Here is a 21,524-nt window from a genome sequence, read left to right on the forward strand (position 1 = left end):
CGGGTGCGAAGACCCCTCCGCTCACACCGTCGCGACCGGCGTGACCGGGGATCCCACGGCACCCGGCAGGCGCAGCGGCGGGGCGGTCAGCAGGAACCGGGTGCGGCCCTGCTCGCGCAGCCACGCGGCCAGCGGCGTCAGGTGCCACAGCTCTCCCAGCGGCAGGCCCAGCTTGAACAGGCAGTGTTCGTGCAGCGGCAGGGACGAGCAGCAGCCGTCACCCGGGACGGCGGGCAGGGATTCGACCGCGTAATTGTCGGCGATCAGCGCCGCGATGCCGCTGTCGGTGATCCAGTGCCTGAGCTTTGCATCGCGCCCGTTCAGCGAGGCGCAGCTGCCGTGCAGGCGCGCCGGATCGGGCGTGCCGCCCATCGACAGGATCACCTGCGCGAATCCGGTGTGCAGGCAGAGCATGTCGCCCTGTTCCACCTCGGCGCGCTCGGCCTCCATCACCCGCATCAGATCGTCATAGCCGACCAGTGTCTGGGCGTCGCCGAAATGGGCATGCAGGTCGACCATCACCGCCCGGCCCTGCACCGCGCTGGCGGCCATGTTCTCGATCCCCAAGGCCCCGGCGCGCGAGGTGCTTTCGGCCTTCATCGAAGGCTGGACCCCGGCATCCGCGACGTCCTGCGGGCCGACGATATGTTCGCCCCCGCGATACCCGTTGTAAAAGACATGTTCCGCCACGCCATCGCCATCGGCATCGAAGAGCGAGCCGACATGGCTGAGCGCGTCCCACTGGGTGGAATATTGCAGATGCAGAATCGCCAGGTCGTCGCACAGGACGTCGGAGTGATCGCCGCCAAGCTCGACATCGAAATTGATCCCGTCGCTGCGCAGGGTCGGGCGCAGCACCGGCGGCTTGCGGCGCGGGTTCAGATCGGAACCGCCGGGATAATCCAGCGGCAGCGACAGACAGAAGGCCAGGCCCTCGCGCGCCTCGGCCAGGCCCTCAAGCCGTTTGTCCCGCGTGATCAGGTTCAGCCGGCCTAGCTGGTCGTCCTCGCCGAAATCGCCCCAGTTCGATCCCTCGGGGCGGTTCACCCATCGTTTTGCCATGACCTCTCCTCCACTGTCCGGACGCCGGCACTCTGTGCGAGGGCGGCGTCCGGCGCAAGCGGAGCGGGATCAGGCGATCTCGACCAGCTCGATGGCAAAGGTCAGGTCGCGGCCGGCCAGCGGGTGGTTGGCATCAAGGACAACCTCGCTCTCGCTCACCTCGGTCACGACCACGGGCACGGTCTGGCCCTGCGGGGTCTGGACCTGCAGCTGCAGGCCCGGCTTGACCTCGATATTCTCGGGGATCTGGGCGCGGTCGACGCTCTGCACCGCCTCGGGCTGATGCTCGCCATAGGCCTCGCCGCAGGGAATTTCGACGGTCTTGTTCTCACCGACCGCCATGCCCGGCAGCGCCTTGTCCAGCCCGGGGATGATCTGGCCCGAACCGACGGTGAATTCCAGCGGATCGCGCCCTTCGGAACTGTCGAACGTGGTGCCGTCCGAAAGGGTGCCAGTGTAATGAATGCGAACCGTATCGCCCGGTTTCACCTGCGTCATATGTTGTCCTGTCTGTCTTGGATGGGTTTGGCGGGGCCGTCCGAAACGGGTGCCCGAAGCTCTCCCCCAACTTAGTCCGACCCGGCCGGCATTGCAAATTTTGAACCTTTCCCCCGCCTGCTGGGCGTGGCACGCTGCCACGGCAACGTTGGAAAAGAGGACATTCCATGCCCGTGACGACATGCATCTTCGATGCCTACGGAACCCTCTTCGACGTCAGCGCGGCCGCCCGAAACGCGGCGGCGGAACCCGGGGCGGGCAAGCTGGCCGACACCTGGCAGGCCCTGGCGGAATCGTGGCGGATCAAGCAGTTGTCCTATTCCTGGCTGCGTGCCGTCACGGGGCAGCACGCGGATTTCTGGCAGCTGACACAGGATGCGCTCGACTGGTCGCTCGAGGCGCACGGGCTGGATGGCGACGCGGCGCTGCGCGCCCGGCTGCTGGCGCTCTACCATGAACTGCAGGCCTATCCCGAGGTGCCCACGATGCTGGCCGCGCTCAAGGCGCGCGGGCTGGCGACGGCGATCCTGTCCAACGGCTCGCCCGGGATGCTGGAGGGCGCTGTGTCCTCTGCCGGGCTGGGTGCGGTGCTGGATGACTGCCTGTCGGTGGAAAGCGTCGGCATCTTCAAACCCGCCCGCGCGGTCTATGACCTGGTGGGCCAGCGCTTCGGCTGCGCGCCGTGCGAGGTGCTGTTTGTCTCGTCCAACGGCTGGGACGCGGCGGCGGCGGCCAGCTACGGGTTCACCACCGCCTGGGTGAACCGCAAGGGCGAACCGGTCGACCGCCTGCCCGGCCAGCCGCACCATGTGCTGACCGACCTGGCCCGCATCCCCGAACTGGAGGTCTTTTGATGCCGCATTTCGATGCCCCCGACGGGCTGTCGCTCTATTACGAGGTGGCCGGCGAGGGCCTGCCGCTGCTTTGCCTCTCGGGGCTGACCCGCAATGCGCGGGATTTCGATTTCGTCGCGCCGCATCTGCCGGGCGTGCGGATGATCCGGATGGATTATCGCGGGCGCGGGCAGTCCGGCTGGGCCGATCCGGCGACCTACACGGTCCCGACCGAGGCCGGGGACGCGCTGGCGCTGCTTGACCACCTGGGGATCGCAAAGGCCGCGGTGCTGGGCACCTCGCGCGGGGGGGTCATCGCCATGCTGCTGGCCGCCATCGCCAAGGACCGTCTGCTGGGCGTCTGTCTGAACGACATCGGCCCGGCGGTCGCCCCCGACGGGCTGCACGCGATCATGACCTATCTCGGCCGCAACCCGCCGCAGGCGACCTTTGACGAGGCTGCCGCCTTTCGCCAGGAGGCGCTGGCGGCCAGCTTCCCCGGTGTCCCGCTGGACCGCTGGCGGGTCGAGGTGACCCACACCAACGTGGAAACCCCCGAGGGGCTGAAGATCAACTACGACCCGAAGCTGCGCGATGCCGTCGCCGCCGGGTTCGAGGACGCGCTGAATGCCGATGCCTGGCCGCTGTTCGATGCCATCGCCCCCCTGCCCTGCGCGGTGATCCACGGCGAGAATTCCGACCTGCTGTCCCGCGACACGGTCGAGCAGATGGCCCGCCGCAATCCCGACCTGATCGTTGCCCATGTGCCCGGCCGGGCGCATATCCCGTTTCTTGACGAACCCGAATCCCTGGCCGCCCTGACGGCCTGGCTGGAGCGCCTGCAATGAACGTTCACGACACCCCGCCCGCCGCGTCCATCGCCGATGTCGAGGCCGCCGCGGCCCGGCTGGGCACACATATCCGCCGCACCCCGCTGCTGAGCTCGCCCTTCTTGGACGAGATCGCGGGCCGGCGTGTGCTGATCAAGGCGGAATGCCTGCAGCATACCGGCAGCTTCAAGGCGCGCGGCGCATGGTCCGCCATTTCGGCCCTGGATCCCGGCGTGCGCCAGAAGGGCGTGATCGCGTTTTCCTCGGGCAATCACGCGCAGGGCGTGGCCTGGGCGGCGGCGCAACATGGCGTGCCCTCGGTCATCATCATGCCCTCGGACGCGCCCGCGCTGAAGATCGCCAATACCCGTGCCCTGGGGGCCGAGGTGGTGCTCTACGACCGCGCGAACGAGGACCGCGATGCCATCGGCGATGCGATGGCCGCCGAACGCGGGCTGACGCTGGTCAAACCCTTCGATGACGCCCGGGTGATCGCCGGACAGGGCACCACGGGGCTGGAGATCGCCGAACAGGCCGCCGCACTGGGCGTGACCGAGGCCGAAGTGCTGGTCTGCTGCGGTGGCGGCGGGCTGACCTCGGGCATTGCCGTGGCGCTGGCGGACCGCGCGCCCGGCATGCGCGTGCGCCCGGTGGAGCCGATGGGATTTGACGACGTGGCACGCTCGCTCGCCTCGGGCGGGATCGAGCGCAACGCCAGCCTTACCGGGTCGATCTGCGATGCGATCATCACGCCCCAGCCGGGCAACCTGACCTATCCGCTGCTCTCCCGCCTCTGCGGCCCCGGGCTGACTGTGACGGACGACGAGGCGCTGCAGGCGATGGCGCAGGCCTTCCTGCGGCTCAAGGTAGTGGCCGAACCGGGTGGCGCGGTCGCGCTGGCCGCCGCGCTCTACCGGGCCGAGGCGCTGGAAGGCGACACCGTGATCGCCCTGATCTCGGGCGGGAACGTCGACCCGGCCATGTTCGCAAGGGCGCTGGCGATGCTGTAACCGCCACGCCGATCACATATCTGCGACGTGACCCGGCGGCGCACGGATATAGTTGACGTCGACAACTATATCCGTGTAAGGTTCTTCCATAACACCAAGGGAGGACCGTCTTGCGTACTCAGATCGCCATCATCGGCGGCGGGCCGTCTGGTCTGCTCCTGTCCCAGTTGCTGCACCGTGCGGGTATCGACACGGTTGTCATCGAACGCCGCAGCCGCGACTATGTGCTGTCGCGGATCCGCGCCGGGGTGCTGGAATCCGGCAGCCTCGACATGCTGCGCCAGGCCGGTGTGGCCGAGCGCGCCCTGGCCGAGGGCTATCCCCACGACGGCACCTATCTGGCCTGCCGGAACGAGGGGTTCCGCATCGACTTCGTCAAGAAGACCGGCAAGCAGGTGATGATCTACGGCCAGACCGAGATGACCCGCGACCTCTACGCCGCGCGCGACGCCATGGGCGGTGCGGTGATCGAGGAAGCCGAGGGCGTGACCATCCACGATGCCGACAGCGAAGCGCCCTATGTCACCTGGGTCAAGGACGGAACGGAACACCGGCTGGACTGCGATTTCGTCGCGGGCTGCGACGGGTTCCACGGCGTGTCCCGCAAGACCATCCCCGACAGCGTGCTGCGCGAATACGAACGGGTCTATCCCTTTGGCTGGCTGGGAATCCTCTCGGAAACGCCGCCGGTCAGCGAAGAGCTGATCTATGCACAGCACGCCCGGGGCTTTGCGCTCTGCTCGATGCGCAATGCCAACCTGTCGCGCTATTACGTGCAGGTCCCGCTGACCGACACTGTGGAGCAATGGGACGACGCGACCTTCTGGGACGAGCTGAAACGCCGCATTCCCGAGGACGCCGCCGACAGCATCGTCACCGGCCCCAGCATCGAAAAGAGCATCGCGCCGCTGCGTTCCTTCGTCGCCGAACCGATGCGATGGGGCCGCCTGTTCCTGGTCGGCGACGCCGCGCATATCGTGCCCCCGACCGGCGCGAAGGGGTTGAACCTTGCGGTGTCGGACGTGCACTACTTGTACGAAGGGCTGGTGCAGCACTACGCCGGCGACGACGAAGGGATCGACCGCTATTCCGAAAAGGCCCTGGCGCGGGTCTGGAAGGCGGAACGCTTCTCCTGGACGCTGACCCGGATGACGCATCTGTTCCCGAGCCTCTCGGCCTTTGACCAGCGGATGCAGGAGGCCGAGCTGGACTATCTGAAGACCTCGGACGCGGCGCGCTACAGCTTCGCCGAGAACTACGTAGGATTGCCGTTCTGATGCTGGTTGCCGACCTCGGAGACGTGAAGCTGCACTATACCGACGAGGGGGACCCCTCGGGCCCGCCGATCGTCTTTTCCAACTCGCTCGGCACCGATCTGCGGCTGTGGGACAAGATCGTCCCCGCCTTGCCCGCCGGGCTGCGCATCATCCGGTACGACAAGCGCGGGCACGGCCTGTCGAGCTGCCCGCCCGCGCCCTATTCGATGGGCGCACTGGTCAACGATGTCGAACGGCTGATGGACCACCTCGGGGTCAGGGACGCGCTCTTTGTCGGGCTGTCGATTGGCGGGATGATCGCGCAGGGCCTGTCGGTCAAGCGGCCCGACCTGGTGCGGGCGGTCGTGATCTCGAACTCCGGCGCCAAGATCGGCACCAAGGAGATGTGGGACGAACGCATCGCGGCGGTCAAGGCCGGCGGGATCGAGTCGCTGGCCGATGCGGTGATGACCCGCTGGTTCGCCCCGGCCTTTCACCGGACCGACGAATTCACCGCCTGGCGCAACATGCTGACCCGCACCCCCGACGAAGGCTATGCCGGCTGTTCCGCCGCGATCTCGGGCACGGATTTCTACACCCCGACCGCCAGCCTGCGGATCCCCGCGCTTGGCATCGCGGGCAGCGAGGACGGGTCCACCCCGCCCGACCTGGTGCGCGAGACCATCGACCTGATCCCCGGCTCGCGCTTCGCGCTGATCCGCAAGGCGGGCCACCTGCCCTGCGTCGAACAGCCCGAGGAATACGCCAGGATCCTCAACGACTTCATCAAGGGAACGGGCCATGTCTGACACCCCCGACCGCCGCGCCATCGGCGAAAAGACCCGCCGTTCGGTTCTGGGCGACGCCCATGTCGACCGCTCGATGGTCGCGCGCAGCGATTTCGACGGCGCCTTTGTCGATCTGATCACCGAAAGCGCATGGGGCACGGTCTGGCCCTCGGACGCGATCAGCAAGCGCGAACGCTCGATGATCACCCTCGCCCTGCTGGCGGGCCTGGGCAATTTCGAGGAATTCCAGCTGCACCTGCGCGCCACGGTGAACACCGGCGCCACCCAGGACGACATCCGCGAGGTCCTGCACCACGTGGCGATCTATGCCGGGGTGCCGCGCGCCAATCACGCCTTCAAGCTGGCCAAGCAGATCTATGCCGAACTGGAGAGCGAATGACCGACCTCGGCCCCCTCGTCCCGCGCAACCGCGCCGCGCATCCGCCGGCCTATGACCCCGATTACAAGACCAGCGTCACCCGGTCGCCGAACCTGCCGCTGCTGTCGATGGAATCCACCCCCTCCGAGGAACACGGCCCCCGCTTCGGCCACGGGCTGATCGGCGCGCTCGACAACAACCTGATCCTGAACTGGACCAAGGGCGCCGCGCCCGCCGTGGGCGAACGCATCCTGGTGCATGGCCGCGTGCTGGACGAATTCGCCCGCCCGGTGCCCCATACCCTGGTCGAGATCTGGCAGGCCAATGCGGGCGGGCGTTACCGCCATGTCAAGGACAGCTACTTTGCCCCGCTCGATGCCAATTTCGGCGGCTGCGGGCGCACCCTGACGGATGAGGCCGGGTATTACGAATTCCTGACCATCCGCCCCGGCGCCTATCCCTGGCCCAACCGGGCGAACGACTGGCGGCCGATGCATATCCACTTCTCGATCTTCGGGCATTCCTTCGGGCAGCGCCTGATCTCGCAGATGTATTTCGAGGGCGATCCCCTGATCGCCCGCTGCCCGATCGCGGCCACGATCCGCGACCGCAGCCAGCTGGACCGCCTCGTCGCGCCGCTGGACATGGCGAAATCGCGGCCGATGGACTTCCTGGCCTACAAGTTCGACATCGTGCTGCGCGGCCGCCGCCAGACGATGTTCGAGAACAAGCCCGAGGGGATGTGACATGGTGCAACCGCTGGACACCCTGACAGAAACCGCGTCGCAGACCGCCGGGCCCTATGTGCATATCGGCTGCATCCCCTCCTTCGCGGGGCTGGGCGGCATCTACCCCGAGGACCTTGGCCTGTCGCCTGTTTCGGACGGGGCCAAAGGCGAGGCGATCACCATCACCGGGCAGGTCATCGACGGCACCGGCTGGGCGCTGCGCGACGCGATGATCGAAAGCTGGCAGCCGGATGCGGCGGGCCTGTTCCCCGGGCAGGCGGGCGCGGATCCGGCGGTCTCGGGCTTTGCCCGCTTCGCGGCGGATGGCGACAGCGGGTTCTGGACGCTGAAGACCGTGAAACCCGGCGCCGTACCCGCACGGGGCGACGCGATGCAGGCGCCGCATGTCTCGCTCTGGATCACCGCGCGGGGGATCAACATCGGGTTGCAGACGCGGATCTACTTCGAGGACGAGGACAATACCGCCGACCCGCTGCTGAAGCGGATCGAGCAGCGCCCCCGCGTCGACACGCTGATCGCAAAGCGGACCGGACCCGGGGAATACCGTTTCGACATCGTGCTGCAGGGCACGGGCGAAACGGTCTTTCTGGACATCTGATGGCCCGCATCCTGCTGATCCACGGCGCCTGCCACGGGGCCTGGTGCTGGCGCGACGTGATCCCCGCGCTGGAGGCCCTGGGGCACGAGGCCCTGGCGCTCGACATGCCCGGGCGCGCGGGCGACACCCGCGACGCCGCCACGCTGACGCTGGGCGATCACGCGGCGGCGATCCTGAACGCGGCGGGCGACGGGGCGCTGCTGGTGGGCCATTCCGCCGGGGGGTTTTCGATCTCCGCCGCCGCCGAGGCCGCGCCGGACAAGGTGCGGGGACTGGTCTATGTCGCAGCCCTGCTGCCGCAGGACGGCGACACGCTGGTGGGCAAGATGCGCGGGCTGGAACCGACGGACGCGCCCGCGCGCTTTGCCCGCGCGCTGGACGGCAACGGCTATATCTTCGACACCGCGGGCGCGGCGGATCTGCTCTACAATGGCGTGGCACCCGCGGATGCCGACTGGGCGCTGAGCATGGTCTGCCCGGAACCCAACGCCCCCCACCGCGAGGCGATCCGCCTCGGGACAGCCTTTGCCGCTGTGCCCAAGACCTATGTCCGCTGCACCGAAGACCGGATCATCCCCGCCAATGACCAGGCCCGCATGGCGCGGGCGGGTTGCGCGGCGCTGCACGACATCGCAACCGGGCATTCGCCCTTCCTTTCGACACCCGCGCGGCTGGCCGGGCTGATCGCGGCGGCGGCGGCCTGATGGCGGGCTCGGTCTTTGACAGCGGGCTTTACGGCAAGCTCTTCGGCGCGGGCGAGGCCGGGCGGCTGTTCACCGACAGCGCCGAGGTCAGGGCGATGCTGCTGGTCGAGGGCACGCTGGCCAAGGTGCAGGGCCGGATGGGGCTGATCCCCGAGATCTCGGCCGCAGCCATCCACCGCGCAACGCTGGAAATCACGCTCGACCCCAGCGGGCTGGCCACGGCCACCGCGCAGAACGGCGTGCCGGTGCCCGGGCTGGTCGCAGCCTTCCGCAAGGAGATGCAGGCGCCGGAACATGCACAATATCTGCACTGGGGCGCGACCTCGCAGGATATCCACGACACCGGCCTGATGCTGCGCCTGCGGCAGCTTCTGGTGCTGCTGGAGCGCGACCTGCGCGCGCTGCTGTCCGACCTGGCCGCCCTGGCCGAGACCCATGCCGAACTGCCGATGCCGGGCCGGACCTATGGCCAGCACGCCACGGCGGTCAGCTTCGGCTCGGTCGTGGCGCATTGGGGCTGGCCCCTGGTCGAGCTGGTCGCCGAGCTGGAGGCGCTGCGGCGCAGCGCGCTCTGGGTCTCGCTCTCGGGGGCGGCGGGGACCGGGGCGGCCTTCGGGCCGCAGGCCGGGGCGCTGCGCGCGGCGCTGGCCGAAGGGCTTGGCCTTGGCGATCCGGGGCGCAGCTGGCACGCGGATCGCGGGCCGGTGCTGCGCATCGCCGGCTGGCTGGCCCGCGTCGCCACGGCGCTGGCCAAGATGGGCGAGGATCTGGTGCTGCTGACCCAGTCGGGCATCGGCGAGCTGCGCCTTGGCACCTCTGGCGGCTCCTCGACCATGCCGCAGAAACAGAACCCGGTGGCCCCCTCGGTGCTGATCGCGCTGGCGCGTCAGGCGGTTGCGCTGAACGGGGCGCTGCTGTCGGCGGGCGCCCCCCGGCAGGAGCGCGACGGCGGGGCCTGGTTCACCGAATGGCTGAGCCTGCCGCAGCTGTGCCTCTGCGCGGCCTCGGCGGTGGAGACGGCCCGGGGCCTGCGGGTCGAGCCGGTGCCCGGGGCGATGGCGGAGGCGCTGGAGCTCAATGGCGGGGTGATCCACGCCGAGGCGCTGAGTTTCCGCCTGGCCGAGCACATGGGCCGCCCCGAAGCGCAGGCCGCGGTCAAGGAGATCTGCAAACGGGTGGCCAAGGAAGGCCGGCCGCTGGCCGCGCTGGCGGGCGAGACCTGGCCGGAGGTGGAGCTGGGCGGTGTCTTCGACGCGCGCCAACAGCTGGGCGAGGCACCGGGCGAGGCGCGCGGATTCGCGCGGGCGGTCCGGGCGCTCTGATCGCCGGGCGGGGTCGCCCGCTGTCCTTTACGTGGGGCAGGCGACATCGGCGAGGTCCGGCGCATTGGTCTGGCCCTGGCGCGGGGTGCGGGTGCGGACGCCTCCGGCGGGAGTATTTTTGACGAGATGAAGCCGGGGGGTGCCCTGCGGGCCGAAGGTCGGCGGCGGTCGAGTGTCCCGGGGGCGGGGCGTGAAGCCGGCAGCGGGCGCTTCGGGGCGCCGCGCCTTGCGGGAGCCGGAGCCGTGGCGCGCCGCTCTGCATGCCGGGCGGGCCCTTTGCCCTGTCGATCCCGCTGGCCGCGCCCGGGATTGCGGTCGTTCTGCGCGCCCGGCCCCGGGGCGCGGGGATGTGACGCAAGGTCACCGCCCATTGCGGAATTGAATTTCGCACTTGCATCATGTGATCAGGGACGGACAGATGTGCCAGGCAATGGGAGGAACAGCCATGCAGACGATCAAGGCGGCCGTGTGCCACGAATTCGGGGCCCCGCTCGTCATCGAAGAGGTGACGCTTGAGGCGCCGAAGATGGGCGAGGTCGAGGTCGAGATCGAGGCCGTCGCGATTTGCCATTCCGACATCAGCTACCAGCAGGGCGGCTTTGGCGGTCAGCTGCCGGCGGTCTACGGGCACGAGGCGGCGGGCATCGTCACCGCCGTGGGCGAGGCGGTGCATGGCATCAAGATTGGCGACAGCGTCTGCGTCACGCTGATCCACGCCTGCGGCCATTGCACCACCTGCCAGAGCGGCAGACCCACGATCTGCGAGACCCCGGTCGACAATTTCGAAGGCGGCCCGATCAAGCAGGACGGCAAGCCCGTGATGCGCGCGATGGCCGCCGGGGCCTTTGCCGAAAAGGTCGTGGTGGATCAGAGCCAGCTCTGCGTCATCCCCGCCGATATCGGCAAGGACGTGGCCGCGTTGATTTCATGCGGTGTGGTCACCGGCGTGGGCGCGGCGGTCTTTGCCGCCGATATCCAGGTCGGCCAGGACGTGGTGGTGATCGGCGCCGGCGGTGTCGGCCTGAACGCGATCCAGGGCGCCGTCATCGCGGGCGCGCGCCGCGTGGTCGCCGTGGACATGCTGCCCGAGAAGCTGGAGATCGCCCGGGAATTCGGCGCGACGGATGTGGTGCTGGCCGAGGGCAAACCCTGGGCCGAGGTCAAGAAGATCCTCGGCCGTGGCGCCGATGCCGTGCTGGTGACCGTGGGGGTCGCGCAGGTCTATGACCAGGCGCCGCGCTACCTGGGCTGGGGCGGCAAGGTGGTGATGGTCGGCATGCCGCATGGCGACAAGGTCTCGACCTACTCGCCGCTGATCATGGCGAACCAGGGCCAGGCCATCGTCGGTTCCAAGATGGGGGACATGGTGATCAAGCGCGACATCCCGTGGATCGTCGACATGTACAAGCAGGGCCGGCTGAAGCTGGATGAGCTGATCTCGGGCCGCTACAGGCTGGACGAGATAAACGACGCCATCGAAAGCACCAAGTCCGGGACCGCGCGGCGCAACGTCGTCATCCTGAAGTGAAGCTCGACACGCTCGATATCATCGTGACCGCCCCGCCCGCTCCGGGCTGGGGCGGGCGCTACTGGATCCTTGTGAAGGTCACCACCGACACCGGACTCCACGGCTGGGGCGAATGCTACGCCGCCTCGGTCGGGCCCGAGGCGATGACCGGCGTCATCACCGACGTCTTCACCCGGCACATGGCGGGCGAGAACCCCGAGAATGTCGAGCTGATGTTCCGCCGGGCCTATTCCGCCGGCTTCACCCAACGGCCCGACCTGACGGTGATGGGCGCGTTCTCGGGGCTGGAAATGGCCTGCTGGGACATCCTCGGCAAGCATCGCGAACGGCCGGTGCATGCGCTGATCGGCGGGGCGATGCAGGACCGTCTGCGGGCCTATTCCTACCTCTACCCCCTGCCCCATCATCCGGTGGCCGATTTCTGGAACGACCCGGACATGGCCGCCGAAAGCGCCCAGGACCTGCTGGCGCGCGGCTATACGGCGGTGAAATTCGACCCGGCCGGGCCCTATACGATCCGGGGCGGGCATATGCCCGCGATGTCGGACATCACCCGCTCGGTCAATTTCTGCCACGCGATCCGCCAGGCCGTGGGCGACCGGGCCGACCTGCTGTTCGGCACGCATGGGCAGTTCTCGACCGCGGGCGCGATCCGCATGGCCCGGGCGCTGGAACCCTATGCGCCGCTCTGGTTCGAGGAACCCGTGCCGCCGGACGACCTGCCCTCGATGGCCGAGGTGGCGCGGCATACCTCGATCCCCGTGGCGACCGGCGAGCGGCTGACGACCAAGGCGGAATTCGCCGCCGTCCTGCGATCCGGCGCGGCCGGCATCCTGCAACCGGCCCTGGGCCGCGCGGGCGGGATCTGGGAGGCCAAGAAGATTGCCGCGATGGCCGAGGCGTTCAACGTCCAGGTTGCCCCGCATTTCTACTGCGGCCCGGTGGAATGGGCGGCGAACATCCAGTTCGCGGCCGCCATTCCGAACCTGCTGATGGTGGAAACCATCGAAACGCCGTTCCACGCGGCGCTGTCCAGGAACTCCATCACCGTCGACGCGGGCCATGTGGTGGTGCCGCAGACCGCCGGCCTGGGGATCGAGATCGACGAGGATCTCGCCCGCGCCCATCCCTATACCGGCGACCAGCTGCATCTGCAGATGCAGGAAGCGCCCTGCGATTACGCGCGCGAGAACCGGTTCCAGGGCGGGGCGCCGTCTGACGCGCCATGACAACCTCGCCAAGCTGCGCGGAGCGTGATAAACCCTCCAGCAACTGGAACAAGGAACCTGCCGACGTGCCAGACACCACGGTTTCCCCTGCGCCGCCGGGCGAGATGGCCCGGAACGCCGCGGCGGCGGCCAGCTACCTCAAGACGCTGGCGCATGAGGGGCGGCTGATGATCCTGTGCCACCTCGGCGAGGGCGAGAAATCAGTGAGCGAGCTGGAAGCCCTGCTCGATATCCGCCAGGCCGCCGTCAGCCAGATGCTCGCCCGCCTGCGCGAGGAAGGCTTTGTCGCGACCCGGCGCGATGGCAAGACGGTCTATTACCGGCTGGCCGACGCCAATACTTCCGAAGTGATCGAGCTGCTGTACCGGATGTTCTGCCAGCCGAAGTGAGGGGCGCGGCGGCGGGGCGTGCCCCGTTCAAAACCCGCGCAAGTGGCGGGGGCAATCGACCTGGAGACGCGCAAACGAAAACAGGCGGCCGAAGCCGCCTGCGCAAGATACCGTCACGGCGATATCAGTGGGTCCAGACCGCGCGGCGGTTGGTGGCGAAGTTCTCGCCATAGCCGCCGGGGCGGACGTTGGGCTTGCGGCTGTGCGGATCGGTCACCACGGCATCGATGCCGTTGTCGCGGGCATAGTCCAGCGCCGCCTCCTTGGTGTCGAACCGCAGGCGCACCTGGGCCTGGGTGTCGGTCGACGAGGTCCAGCCCATCAGCGGATCGACCTCGCGCGCGCTGTCCGCGACATAGTCCAGGATCCACTGCTTGGTCCGGCCGGTGCCGGATTGCATGGCGGTCTTTGCGGGGCGGTAGATGCGAGCGGGCATGGCGTTCTCCTCTGGCCTGACGGTTATCTGAAAAAACGCGTCCAGCGGCAAGGTGGAAATCGGTGGCAAATGCGCCCTGGTCGCCCTCCGACTCGCGGGGAGCGAGGGGTGGGTAACGCAAGCTGAAAGGCGACCAGAGACTGCTGCTTGCCCGTGAATGCTGCGGCAGCAAAATGCACTTCGCAAGTACATTTTTTTCAGCGAATGAAACGTGCGGATGAAATCCCCATGATTTCATGGACTTGGAATGGTTGACGCAGATGCATATTCACGTCAACCGGGGTCATTGTGCGGGCGCAGAGCTCCCGGCTGACGCCAATTCGCGTCCCCATGCGCCGGCGTGGGGAATCAGCGGCCCCCCGGAACGCGAATCCTGCGGGTGATGCATCGCCTGTCAGTGCCGGGGTTGAAGCGGAACAAAAACAGACCAAACTATAGCCGCGAAAGGAATCACCGATGTCCGAGACCGCCCTGCACGCCCCCGCCGAAGATGTCCGCACGCGCCTGAAGCTGGAAGGCGGGCGGCGGCTGGTGATGAAGACCGAATTCAGCGCCGCGGGCGACCAGCCCACCGCCATCGCCGAGCTGACGCAGGGGATCGAGGCGGGCGAGCGCGACCAGGTCCTGCTGGGCGCGACCGGCACCGGCAAGACCTTCACCATGGCCAAGGTCATCGAGGAGACGCAGCGCCCCGCGATCATCCTTGCCCCGAACAAGACCCTGGCCGCCCAGCTGTATGGCGAGTTCAAGGGCTTCTTTCCCGATAACGCGGTGGAGTATTTCGTCAGCTTCTACGATTACTACCAGCCCGAGGCCTATGTGCCGCGCTCGGACACCTATATCGAGAAGGAATCCCAGATCAACGAACAGATCGACCGGATGCGCCACTCGGCCACCCGGGCGCTGCTGGAGCGTGACGACGTGATCATCGTCGCCTCGGTGTCCTGCATCTACGGCATCGGCTCGGTCGAAACCTATGGTGCGATGATCCAGGACCTCAAGGTCGGGTCGACCTACGATCAGCGGCAGGTCATCGCCGATCTCGTGGCCCAGCAGTACAAACGCAACGACCAGGCGTTCCAGCGCGGGTCCTTCCGGGTGCGGGGCGACAGTCTCGAAATTTTTCCGGCGCACCTGGAAGATCGCGCCTGGCGGCTGTCGTTCTTTGGCGAAGAACTTGAATCTATTGTCGAATTCGACGCCCTGACCGGCCAGAAGACGGACACGTTCCAGCAGGTCCGCGTCTATGCCAACAGCCATTACGTGACGCCCAAGCCGACGATGCAGCAGGCGATCATCAGCATCCGCAAAGAGCTGCGCCAGCGGCTCGACCAGCTGGTCGGCGAGGGCAAGCTGCTGGAGGCGCAGCGGCTGGAACAGCGGACCAATTTCGACATCGAGATGCTGGAGGCGACCGGCGTCTGCAACGGGATCGAGAACTATTCGCGCTACCTGACCGGCCGCGCGCCCGGCGAACCGCCGCCCACCCTGTTCGAATTCATCCCCGACAACGCCATCGTCTTTGCCGACGAAAGCCACGTCTCGGTGCCCCAGATCGGCGGCATGTACCGGGGCGACTACCGGCGCAAGTTCACCCTGGCCGAACACGGGTTCCGCCTGCCCTCCTGCATGGACAACCGCCCGCTGAAATTCGAGGAATGGGACGCGATGCGCCCGCAATCGGTCTATGTCAGCGCCACCCCCGGCAGCTGGGAGATGGAGCAGACCGGCGGCGTCTTCACCGAACAGGTCATCCGCCCCACCGGCCTGCTGGATCCTCAGGTCGAGATCCGGCCGGTGCAGATGCAGGTCGACGACCTGCTGGACGAGGTGCGCAAGGTCGCCGCCGACGGCTATCGCACGCTCTGCACCACCCTGACCAAGCGCATGGCCGAGGATCTGACGGAATACATGCACGAACAGGGCATCCGCGTGCGCTACATGCATTCCGACATCGACACGCTGGAGCGGATCGAAATCCTGCGCGACCTGCGGCTTGGCGCCTTCGACGTGCTGATCGGGATCAACCTGCTGCGCGAGGGGCTCGACATCCCGGAATGCGGGCTGGTGGCCATTCTGGACGCCGACAAGGAGGGCTTCCTGCGCTCTGAAACCTCGCTGATCCAGACCATCGGGCGGGCCGCGCGGAACGCCGACGGGCGGGTGATCATGTATGCCGACCGCATCACCGGGTCGATGGAGCGCGCGCTGGCCGAAACCGACCGCCGCCGCGAAAAGCAGGTGGCCTACAACATCGAACACGGCATCACCCCGGCCACCGTGCGCAAGAACGTCGAGGATATCCTCGCCGGGCTCTATCGCGGCGATGTCGACATGAACCGCGTGACGGCCCAGGTCGAAAAGCCGCTTTACGGCGGCAACCTGCAGGCCCATCTGGACGGGCTGCGCGCCGACATGCGCAAGGCGGCCGAGAACCTGGAGTTCGAGGAAGCCGCCCGCCTGCGGGACGAGGTCAAGCGCCTGGAGGCGGTCGACCTCGCGGTGGCCGACGACCCCCTGGCGCGCCAGCAGGCCGTCGAGAAGGCGGCGGAAGAGGCCGTGGGCAAACGCGGCCGCTCGACAGCCGGTCGGCCGGGCCAGCATGGCGGCAACGTCAAGCGGCGGAAGCGGTAGCAGCGTTGGGGCGGCGACGCGCCCTGGCGGCGGTCGCCGGAAATTCCCGCGCCCTGGGCGCAGACCCGGCATGCTCGATTGCGGCAGCCAGATCATTGGGCTAAACCAACGGCATGCGCGTCTGACCCGCTAGCTCAACTGGATAGAGCAAGTGCCTTCTAAGCACTAGGTTCGGGGTTCAAGTCCTCGGCGGGTCGCGCCGCGCAGGGTTTTTGCCAACTCTGCCGCACAGGTCCCTAGAGGGACTCACCCCGTGGCCCCGTGATGGCCGCCGGACTGCATGGGCGGGAAACGGCCCTTCGCCGTGCGGATCGGGACAGACGGTTGCGCGAAAAACATGCACGCGCGCTCCGGGCCGCCGAAACAGTCCCCGGGCACCGCATGCTTCACGCAGGGCAAGGCTGCTGACCGCGAACATGGGGCCCTCCACAAGGGGACGTCACTCCGCCGCAGCCGCCGCGCGTTCACCGGGGGCGCGCCATCCGCCCCGCGCGTCGAAAGCAGAAGACTCCCGCCGCCTACATGTTATGATTGTGGAGATATTTATCTCACCACTGGCTTTTTCATGCTCACCTATGCCGCAAAGTTCTGGGAAGACAGCCTCGGCGCGCGGACGCGGTTTCTGGCCGGGGCGGGCCCCTCCGTGACGGCGATCGCGCTGGACTGCGGGTTTTCCCGTCTCTGCCGTTTCCATCTCGGCCGTTTCGCGCAAGCCTATCGCGCCGCCCATCATGAACCGCCATCCGTGACGCTGAGACGCGCAAGACCCGAATCCCGGCAGACCGGCCGGCGGACACAGGGTCACGCAAACCGGATAACCCGCGCAGATCGGATAGATCAGCCGTAGCGCGCGCCGTAGACTGCAACAGCACGGCACCCGCGCCGTGCCCGACATGATCGAGGTTGTGCCAATGCCCGCGAACGGAGCCGTTTCACCGCCTCCTGCCTTCTTCCGGTTCGAGCGGACGCAGTGCGACCTGCCCTATTACCGGGGCGGCCCGGGCGGTTTCGGCCCGCTGGGCGCGCTTATCGTGCTCTGTGCCGCGGGCGCGGCCTTTGCCGTTCTGCTGAACACGCAGCAGATGTATCACAGCGGCCTGGCCGGGTTCATCCCGCCGCTGCTGTTCGTGCTCATCCCGCTGGCCGCCGTTGCAGCGGTTGCCGGGCCAAGGGCGCCCCTGGCCATGTTCCGGCGGCTCTCCCTCAAGGATATCGGGATCATCCTGCTGTTCTTCGTGCTGAACGCGATTGTGACCGTGGCCGTGGGGCTGCTGATCACCGGCCTGTTTCACACCGTGTCGAACCCGGCCGGGGACATGGTGGCCTCGGCATCGCGTGCTGACAGGGTCCTGTTCTTCGGCTGGACCGGTGTCCAACTGCTGGGCGAAGAGCTCTTCACCATCCTGATCTTTCTGGGTGTCATGGCGCTGCTGAGCCGGGTCATGCCGCGCAAACCCGCGCTGTGCATCGCGGCGCTGGTGGCGGCGGTGATCTTCGGGATGGTGCACCTGCCGACATATCAGTGGAACGTGGCACAGGCGGTCGGGCTGATGCCGATCCGGATCATTCTGCTGATGCCGTTCATCATCACCCGCAACATCTGGACCTCGACCGGGGTTCACATCCTCAACGACTGGGCGATCTTCGGCTCCACGGCAATCGCCGCGATGGATCCGGGCTGAGACCCACGCAATGAAAGGGATCCCAATGACACTGCGCTCCATGTCACTCCTCGCGTCGGTGGCCCTGTGCCCCGTCGCGGCCCTGGCGCAGGACGGCCCGGCCTTTGACTGCGCCAAGGCCCAGAGTTCGGCCGAGACACTGATCTGCCAGGACCCCGGCCTTGCCGCGCTGGACCGGCGCCTGGCCGACCGGTTCGCCGCCGCCGTCGCGGTGGCCGAGGGGCTGGATACCGGGGCCGAAGAGACGACCAGGACCCTGCGCGCCATGCAGCGCGGCTGGATCTCGGGGCGCGACGAATGCTGGAAAGAGCCGGACCTGCGCGTCTGCGTCGAAACCGAATACCTGCGCCGCGAGGCGGAACTGGTGGCCGAATTCCTGCTGGAGCCTCCGTCGCAGACGCTCCGGCTGACCTGCGGCCCGCGCGCGTTGGGTGTCGAACTGTTCGCGACCGAACTGCCCGGCATCCGGGTGGAAGAGGGCGACAAGGTTGCCATCGGCGCGCAATACGGGCCGGACACGCCCGGCAGCTATTACCTGCGGCAGTGGGGCGGGCTGGAGATGGGCGACGCGCCCCGCATCAGCGATGTCCAGGGAGTTGAGACCACCTGCCAGACGCAGGGTTGAGCGCGGATTTTCTGAACAGGCCCTTTCGGGAGGAACGAATATGCGACCCACGACGATCTTGGCAGCAGCAGTCCGCCGCGCCACCGGGGGCGCCGCCCTCGCCCTGCTCATGGCCCTTGTCGCGGTGCCCGGCACCGCGCGGGCGCAGATGGGGCCGGATTACTGGAAGGTGACGGGGGTCGCCGCGGACGACCATCTGAACATCCGCACCGGGCCGGGCACCGCCAACCCTGTCATCGCGCTGGCGCCCAACGGCGCCGTTTTCCGCAACCTCGGCTGCCGGGGCGAAGGCAGCGGGCGCTGGTGCCATGTCGAAACGCCGGATGGCAGCTCTTCGGGCTGGGTCGCGGGGCGGTTCCTGCAGGAATCCGGCGCGCCCACCGAGGGCAGCGTATCGGGTGAGCCGGATGTGCCCGAACTCCACGCCCGCCAGACCGGCGAGGTCGAGGTGCGTTTCGCAAGCGGCTGCACCGTGCTCTACAACCCGGCGGGGCGTGCCATCGCGGCTGGCAGCTCCTGTTCGGGGACGCAGCGCAACCTGGCGCATGACGCGATCGAGGCCCACCGGCGCGAACAGGGCATCGCGATCGGTCAGGGCGATGCCAGCATCGCGATGCAGTCCGACGTGAACCTCTCGGGCAATGGCACGATCTACGGCGGCGGCGGGCTGACCGGGCGGATCTTCGGCCACAAGGAAGGCGCCTATGCCCTGGCCCTGGCCGGGGGCGGTCTGACCTGCACCGGCCTTGTCCGCCATGCGCCGGGCACGGTGCGCAGCGAAACCCTGCCGGTCCATTGCATCAACGGGGCCAGCGGCAGCGCCGTGCTGGTGCGCAACCGCAGCGGCAAGGGCTACACGCTGTCCGTCACCCTGACCAACGGGACCGGCGGCTACGTGATCTTCTGAACGGCGCGGGACCACCTCGCGCATCCTGACACGTCGGGGCTGCGTCCCGCTCGAACGGCCCGGCATCCTCTCCCTTGCGCTGCCGGGCGATCTTGCCCTGAAAAGCGCCTTGCAAAGGATCAGTCCCATGTCGCCCGACCAGATCATCGCAACCCTCATCGCCCTGATGAGCGCGGCCACCGAGCCTGCCTTTGACGCGCTGAAGGACGGCGGGCACGACGCACGCTATCCGCTGACGATCGAAGCCTGTCCGCGCCCGCTCGGCCCGCTGGAGGTCGAGGGCAAGACCGTGATCTGCGGACGGATCGCCGTGCCGGCGGATCATGACACGGCAGAGGGCGGCACCATCCCTCTGGCCTTCGCGGTGCTGAAGTCACGCTCCACCGCGCCAGCGCCCGACCCGGTGATCTACCTGCATGGCGGCCCCGGCGGCTTTGCCGTCCAGAAGATCCCGATGAATGCCAGCCTCTTCGACTTCCTGCGCGACCGGCGGGACATCGTCCTGTTCGATCAGCGCGGCGCGGGCATCTCGGACCGGACCGTCGCCTGCTATGGCGAGCTGGCCGGGAACTTCGTCCAGTTCGCAAGACCGGACGAGCACAGGATGCTGGATACAGACGGCCCGCTGGGCAAGTGCCTGGCCGAGACCGTTGCCACGGGCATCGACCTGTCGCTCTACAATACCACGCAAAGCGCGCGCGACGTGCGCGCCATCATGGATGCCTTGGGCTATCCCGCCTACAACGCCTTCGGCATTTCCTATGGCACCAAGCTGGGGCAGGAACTGCTGCGCACAGCGCCCGAGGGGCTGCGCAGCCTGGTGATCGACAGCATCAGCCGCGTGGACAGCCCGGCCTATGACACCAATGGCGTGCCGGGCGATCAGGCGCTTGGCTGGGTGGTGGATTACTGCATGGCCGACACGGCCTGCGCCGCCGCCTATCCCGACCTCGAAGAGACGATCCACGCCGCCGGCCGCAGGCTGGCAGAGGAACCGAAGCTGACGCTGTCGGGGCAGGAGATCGACCAGACGATGGTGTCCGACCTGATGGATGCCAGCAACGGACGCGCCATGCCCTTTACGGCCTACCTGCCGCAGGTCTTCACCGAACTGGCGGCGGGGCGGACAGAGACGCTGGCCAGGCTGCTGTCAGGCGCGTTCAACCCGAGCCCGACACCCGAGGCGATCCTGGCGGCCCATGGCGCGGGGCTGGGCGATCTCGACCGGACCATCGCCGAGGTCGCGCTGATGCAGGCCGGACAGATGCGCGGCGCCGAGGCCGCCGCCGCCCGGCTGCTGGCCACGCTCTCCGACGACCTGGCGGCATCCGGCGCGCTGACGTCCGAGGCGCTGCTGGATGCGGCCCTGTCCGGGGTCGCACGGACCCTGGACACCGAGGCGCTGCTGGCCCTTCTGCATGACTACGCCCTGTTCGTCGGGCAGGCACCGGACCGCGCGGCCATCGAAACCCTTGTCGCCACCCACGTGCCGGATGTCGAGAAACCGCGCCTTCTGGGGCTTGTGGCCTCCATGTCCGACGACGACGTCGCGGCCTTTTACCGGCGGGCCCGGATCGACGCGGCCAACCTGACGGCGCAGTCCCGCATGGGGTTCACGCTCAGCATCATCGCCTGCCAGGAGGATTTTCCGTTCAACACCCGCGCGGGCTATGACGCCATCGCCGCCGGCTACCGGTTCCCCTCCATCGACGCGGGCGTGCGCAAATCGACGATGCCGCTCTACGGGTTCTGCGAGCTGTTCGAGAAACACCCCCGTCCCGGCTTCCACGGGGCGGTGACCAGCGACATTCCCGTGCTCGCCATGTCGGGCACCAAGGACACCCAGACCAACCCCGACGCCGCCGAACTGGTCGTGCGCGGCCTGCCGAACGGTCAGGCCGTGCTGTTCCCCGAGGCCGGTCACGCGGTGATCCAGTTCTCGCAATGTGCCAAGGACATCGCCGAAGGGTTCCTCGAAACGCCCGACGCGCCGGTGAACGCCGCCTGTACGGCCGCGCTCAAGCCCAGTTTCTACGTGCCGCCCCAGGCACAGTGATCCGACCCG

Annotated in this window: 21 protein-coding genes and 1 tRNA gene; 19 read left to right on the forward strand and 3 right to left on the reverse strand. The window is 68.0% G+C overall.

Going from position 1 to position 21,524, the window contains the following annotated elements; all coding sequences use genetic code 11:
* Window positions 1–21: 21 nt before the first annotated feature.
* Together GLS40_RS16435 and GLS40_RS16440 are read right to left on the reverse strand one after the other, a co-directional pair.
* Window positions 22–1,062 carry a cyclase family protein gene (locus GLS40_RS16435; protein ID WP_160383750.1) on the reverse strand — a complete coding sequence of 347 codons (1,041 nt, stop codon included), beginning with the start codon at window positions 1,060–1,062 and terminating at the stop codon, window positions 22–24.
* A 69-nt stretch (window positions 1,063–1,131) separates the two neighbouring features.
* The gene (locus GLS40_RS16440; protein WP_160383751.1) at window positions 1,132–1,560 is read right to left on the reverse strand and encodes an FKBP-type peptidyl-prolyl cis-trans isomerase; all 429 of its coding nucleotides are present in this window, start codon (window positions 1,558–1,560) and stop codon (window positions 1,132–1,134) included.
* Between the two features lie 167 nt (window positions 1,561–1,727).
* Here GLS40_RS16440 and GLS40_RS16445 point away from each other — a divergent pair, with 167 nt between their 5' ends.
* From GLS40_RS16445 to GLS40_RS16505, 13 genes are all read left to right on the forward strand, one after another.
* A complete protein-coding gene (locus GLS40_RS16445) occupies window positions 1,728–2,414 on the forward strand; it encodes a haloacid dehalogenase type II (RefSeq protein ID WP_160383752.1) in 687 nt (228 codons plus the stop codon).
* Window positions 2,414–3,241: an alpha/beta fold hydrolase gene (locus GLS40_RS16450; RefSeq protein ID WP_160383753.1), complete on the forward strand. Its 828-nt coding sequence runs from the start codon at window positions 2,414–2,416 to the stop codon at window positions 3,239–3,241. Before GLS40_RS16445 ends, GLS40_RS16450 begins: the two co-directional genes overlap by 1 nt.
* Window positions 3,238–4,233, forward strand: a complete 996-nt coding sequence (locus GLS40_RS16455; RefSeq protein WP_160383754.1) for a threonine ammonia-lyase — start codon at window positions 3,238–3,240, stop codon at window positions 4,231–4,233. Before GLS40_RS16450 ends, GLS40_RS16455 begins: the two co-directional genes overlap by 4 nt.
* A 110-nt stretch (window positions 4,234–4,343) precedes the next feature.
* On the forward strand, window positions 4,344–5,510 hold the full coding sequence (gene pobA, locus GLS40_RS16460; RefSeq protein ID WP_160383755.1) for a 4-hydroxybenzoate 3-monooxygenase: 1,167 nt from the start codon (window positions 4,344–4,346) through the stop codon (window positions 5,508–5,510).
* Window positions 5,510–6,298 (forward strand): 3-oxoadipate enol-lactonase, encoded by a 789-nt coding sequence (pcaD, locus tag GLS40_RS16465; RefSeq protein ID WP_160383756.1) that lies wholly within the window; start codon window positions 5,510–5,512, stop codon window positions 6,296–6,298. Before pobA ends, pcaD begins: the two co-directional genes overlap by 1 nt.
* Window positions 6,291–6,677: a 4-carboxymuconolactone decarboxylase gene (pcaC, locus tag GLS40_RS16470; protein WP_160383757.1), complete on the forward strand. Its 387-nt coding sequence runs from the start codon at window positions 6,291–6,293 to the stop codon at window positions 6,675–6,677. Before pcaD ends, pcaC begins: the two co-directional genes overlap by 8 nt.
* Complete coding sequence (gene pcaH / locus GLS40_RS16475; protein ID WP_160383758.1) at window positions 6,674–7,402, forward strand: protocatechuate 3,4-dioxygenase subunit beta; 729 nt, start codon at window positions 6,674–6,676, stop codon at window positions 7,400–7,402. Before pcaC ends, pcaH begins: the two co-directional genes overlap by 4 nt.
* A 1-nt stretch (window position 7,403) precedes the next feature.
* Window positions 7,404–8,003 carry a protocatechuate 3,4-dioxygenase subunit alpha gene (gene pcaG, locus GLS40_RS16480; protein ID WP_160383759.1) on the forward strand — a complete coding sequence of 200 codons (600 nt, stop codon included), beginning with the start codon at window positions 7,404–7,406 and terminating at the stop codon, window positions 8,001–8,003.
* Window positions 8,003–8,707 (forward strand): alpha/beta fold hydrolase, encoded by a 705-nt coding sequence (locus GLS40_RS16485; RefSeq protein ID WP_160383760.1) that lies wholly within the window; start codon window positions 8,003–8,005, stop codon window positions 8,705–8,707. Before pcaG ends, GLS40_RS16485 begins: the two co-directional genes overlap by 1 nt.
* A complete protein-coding gene (locus tag GLS40_RS16490; protein ID WP_160383761.1) occupies window positions 8,707–10,029 on the forward strand; it encodes a lyase family protein in 1,323 nt (440 codons plus the stop codon). The genes GLS40_RS16485 and GLS40_RS16490 overlap by 1 nt, the downstream gene beginning before the upstream one ends.
* A 445-nt stretch (window positions 10,030–10,474) precedes the next feature.
* Window positions 10,475–11,557 carry a zinc-binding dehydrogenase gene (locus tag GLS40_RS16495; protein ID WP_160383762.1) on the forward strand — a complete coding sequence of 361 codons (1,083 nt, stop codon included), beginning with the start codon at window positions 10,475–10,477 and terminating at the stop codon, window positions 11,555–11,557.
* The gene (locus tag GLS40_RS16500) at window positions 11,554–12,786 is read left to right on the forward strand and encodes a mandelate racemase/muconate lactonizing enzyme family protein (RefSeq protein WP_160383763.1); all 1,233 of its coding nucleotides are present in this window, start codon (window positions 11,554–11,556) and stop codon (window positions 12,784–12,786) included. The genes GLS40_RS16495 and GLS40_RS16500 overlap by 4 nt, the downstream gene beginning before the upstream one ends.
* Before the next feature lie 104 nt (window positions 12,787–12,890).
* A complete protein-coding gene (locus GLS40_RS16505) occupies window positions 12,891–13,175 on the forward strand; it encodes an ArsR/SmtB family transcription factor (protein WP_160383805.1) in 285 nt (94 codons plus the stop codon).
* 124 nt (window positions 13,176–13,299) lie between these two features.
* Here the strand turns inward: GLS40_RS16505 and GLS40_RS16510 are convergent, their stop codons facing one another.
* Complete coding sequence (locus tag GLS40_RS16510; protein WP_160383764.1) at window positions 13,300–13,611, reverse strand: ETC complex I subunit; 312 nt, start codon at window positions 13,609–13,611, stop codon at window positions 13,300–13,302.
* 456 nt (window positions 13,612–14,067) lie between these two features.
* Here GLS40_RS16510 and uvrB point away from each other — a divergent pair, with 456 nt between their 5' ends.
* From uvrB to GLS40_RS16540, 6 genes are all read left to right on the forward strand, one after another.
* The gene (uvrB, locus tag GLS40_RS16515) at window positions 14,068–16,245 is read left to right on the forward strand and encodes an excinuclease ABC subunit UvrB (RefSeq protein ID WP_160383765.1); all 2,178 of its coding nucleotides are present in this window, start codon (window positions 14,068–14,070) and stop codon (window positions 16,243–16,245) included.
* A gap of 123 nt (window positions 16,246–16,368) precedes the next feature.
* Window positions 16,369–16,442, forward strand: a tRNA-Arg gene (locus GLS40_RS16520).
* A 714-nt stretch (window positions 16,443–17,156) separates the two neighbouring features.
* Entirely contained in the window at window positions 17,157–17,927 is a 771-nt protein-coding gene (locus GLS40_RS16525; protein WP_160383766.1) for a CPBP family glutamic-type intramembrane protease, read from the forward strand.
* A 25-nt stretch (window positions 17,928–17,952) separates the two neighbouring features.
* Window positions 17,953–18,552, forward strand: a complete 600-nt coding sequence (locus GLS40_RS16530) for a lysozyme inhibitor LprI family protein (protein ID WP_160383767.1) — start codon at window positions 17,953–17,955, stop codon at window positions 18,550–18,552.
* Between the two features lie 40 nt (window positions 18,553–18,592).
* Window positions 18,593–19,459, forward strand: coding sequence for an SH3 domain-containing protein (locus GLS40_RS16535; protein WP_160383768.1), 867 nt, complete (start codon window positions 18,593–18,595; stop codon window positions 19,457–19,459).
* A 127-nt stretch (window positions 19,460–19,586) separates the two neighbouring features.
* Window positions 19,587–21,515: an alpha/beta hydrolase gene (locus GLS40_RS16540; RefSeq protein WP_160383769.1), complete on the forward strand. Its 1,929-nt coding sequence runs from the start codon at window positions 19,587–19,589 to the stop codon at window positions 21,513–21,515.
* The last annotated feature ends 9 nt before the right edge of the window (window positions 21,516–21,524 follow it).

This window comes from Pseudooceanicola pacificus, from assembly GCF_009789075.1.
Lineage (GTDB): Bacteria > Pseudomonadota > Alphaproteobacteria > Rhodobacterales > Rhodobacteraceae > Pseudooceanicola > Pseudooceanicola pacificus.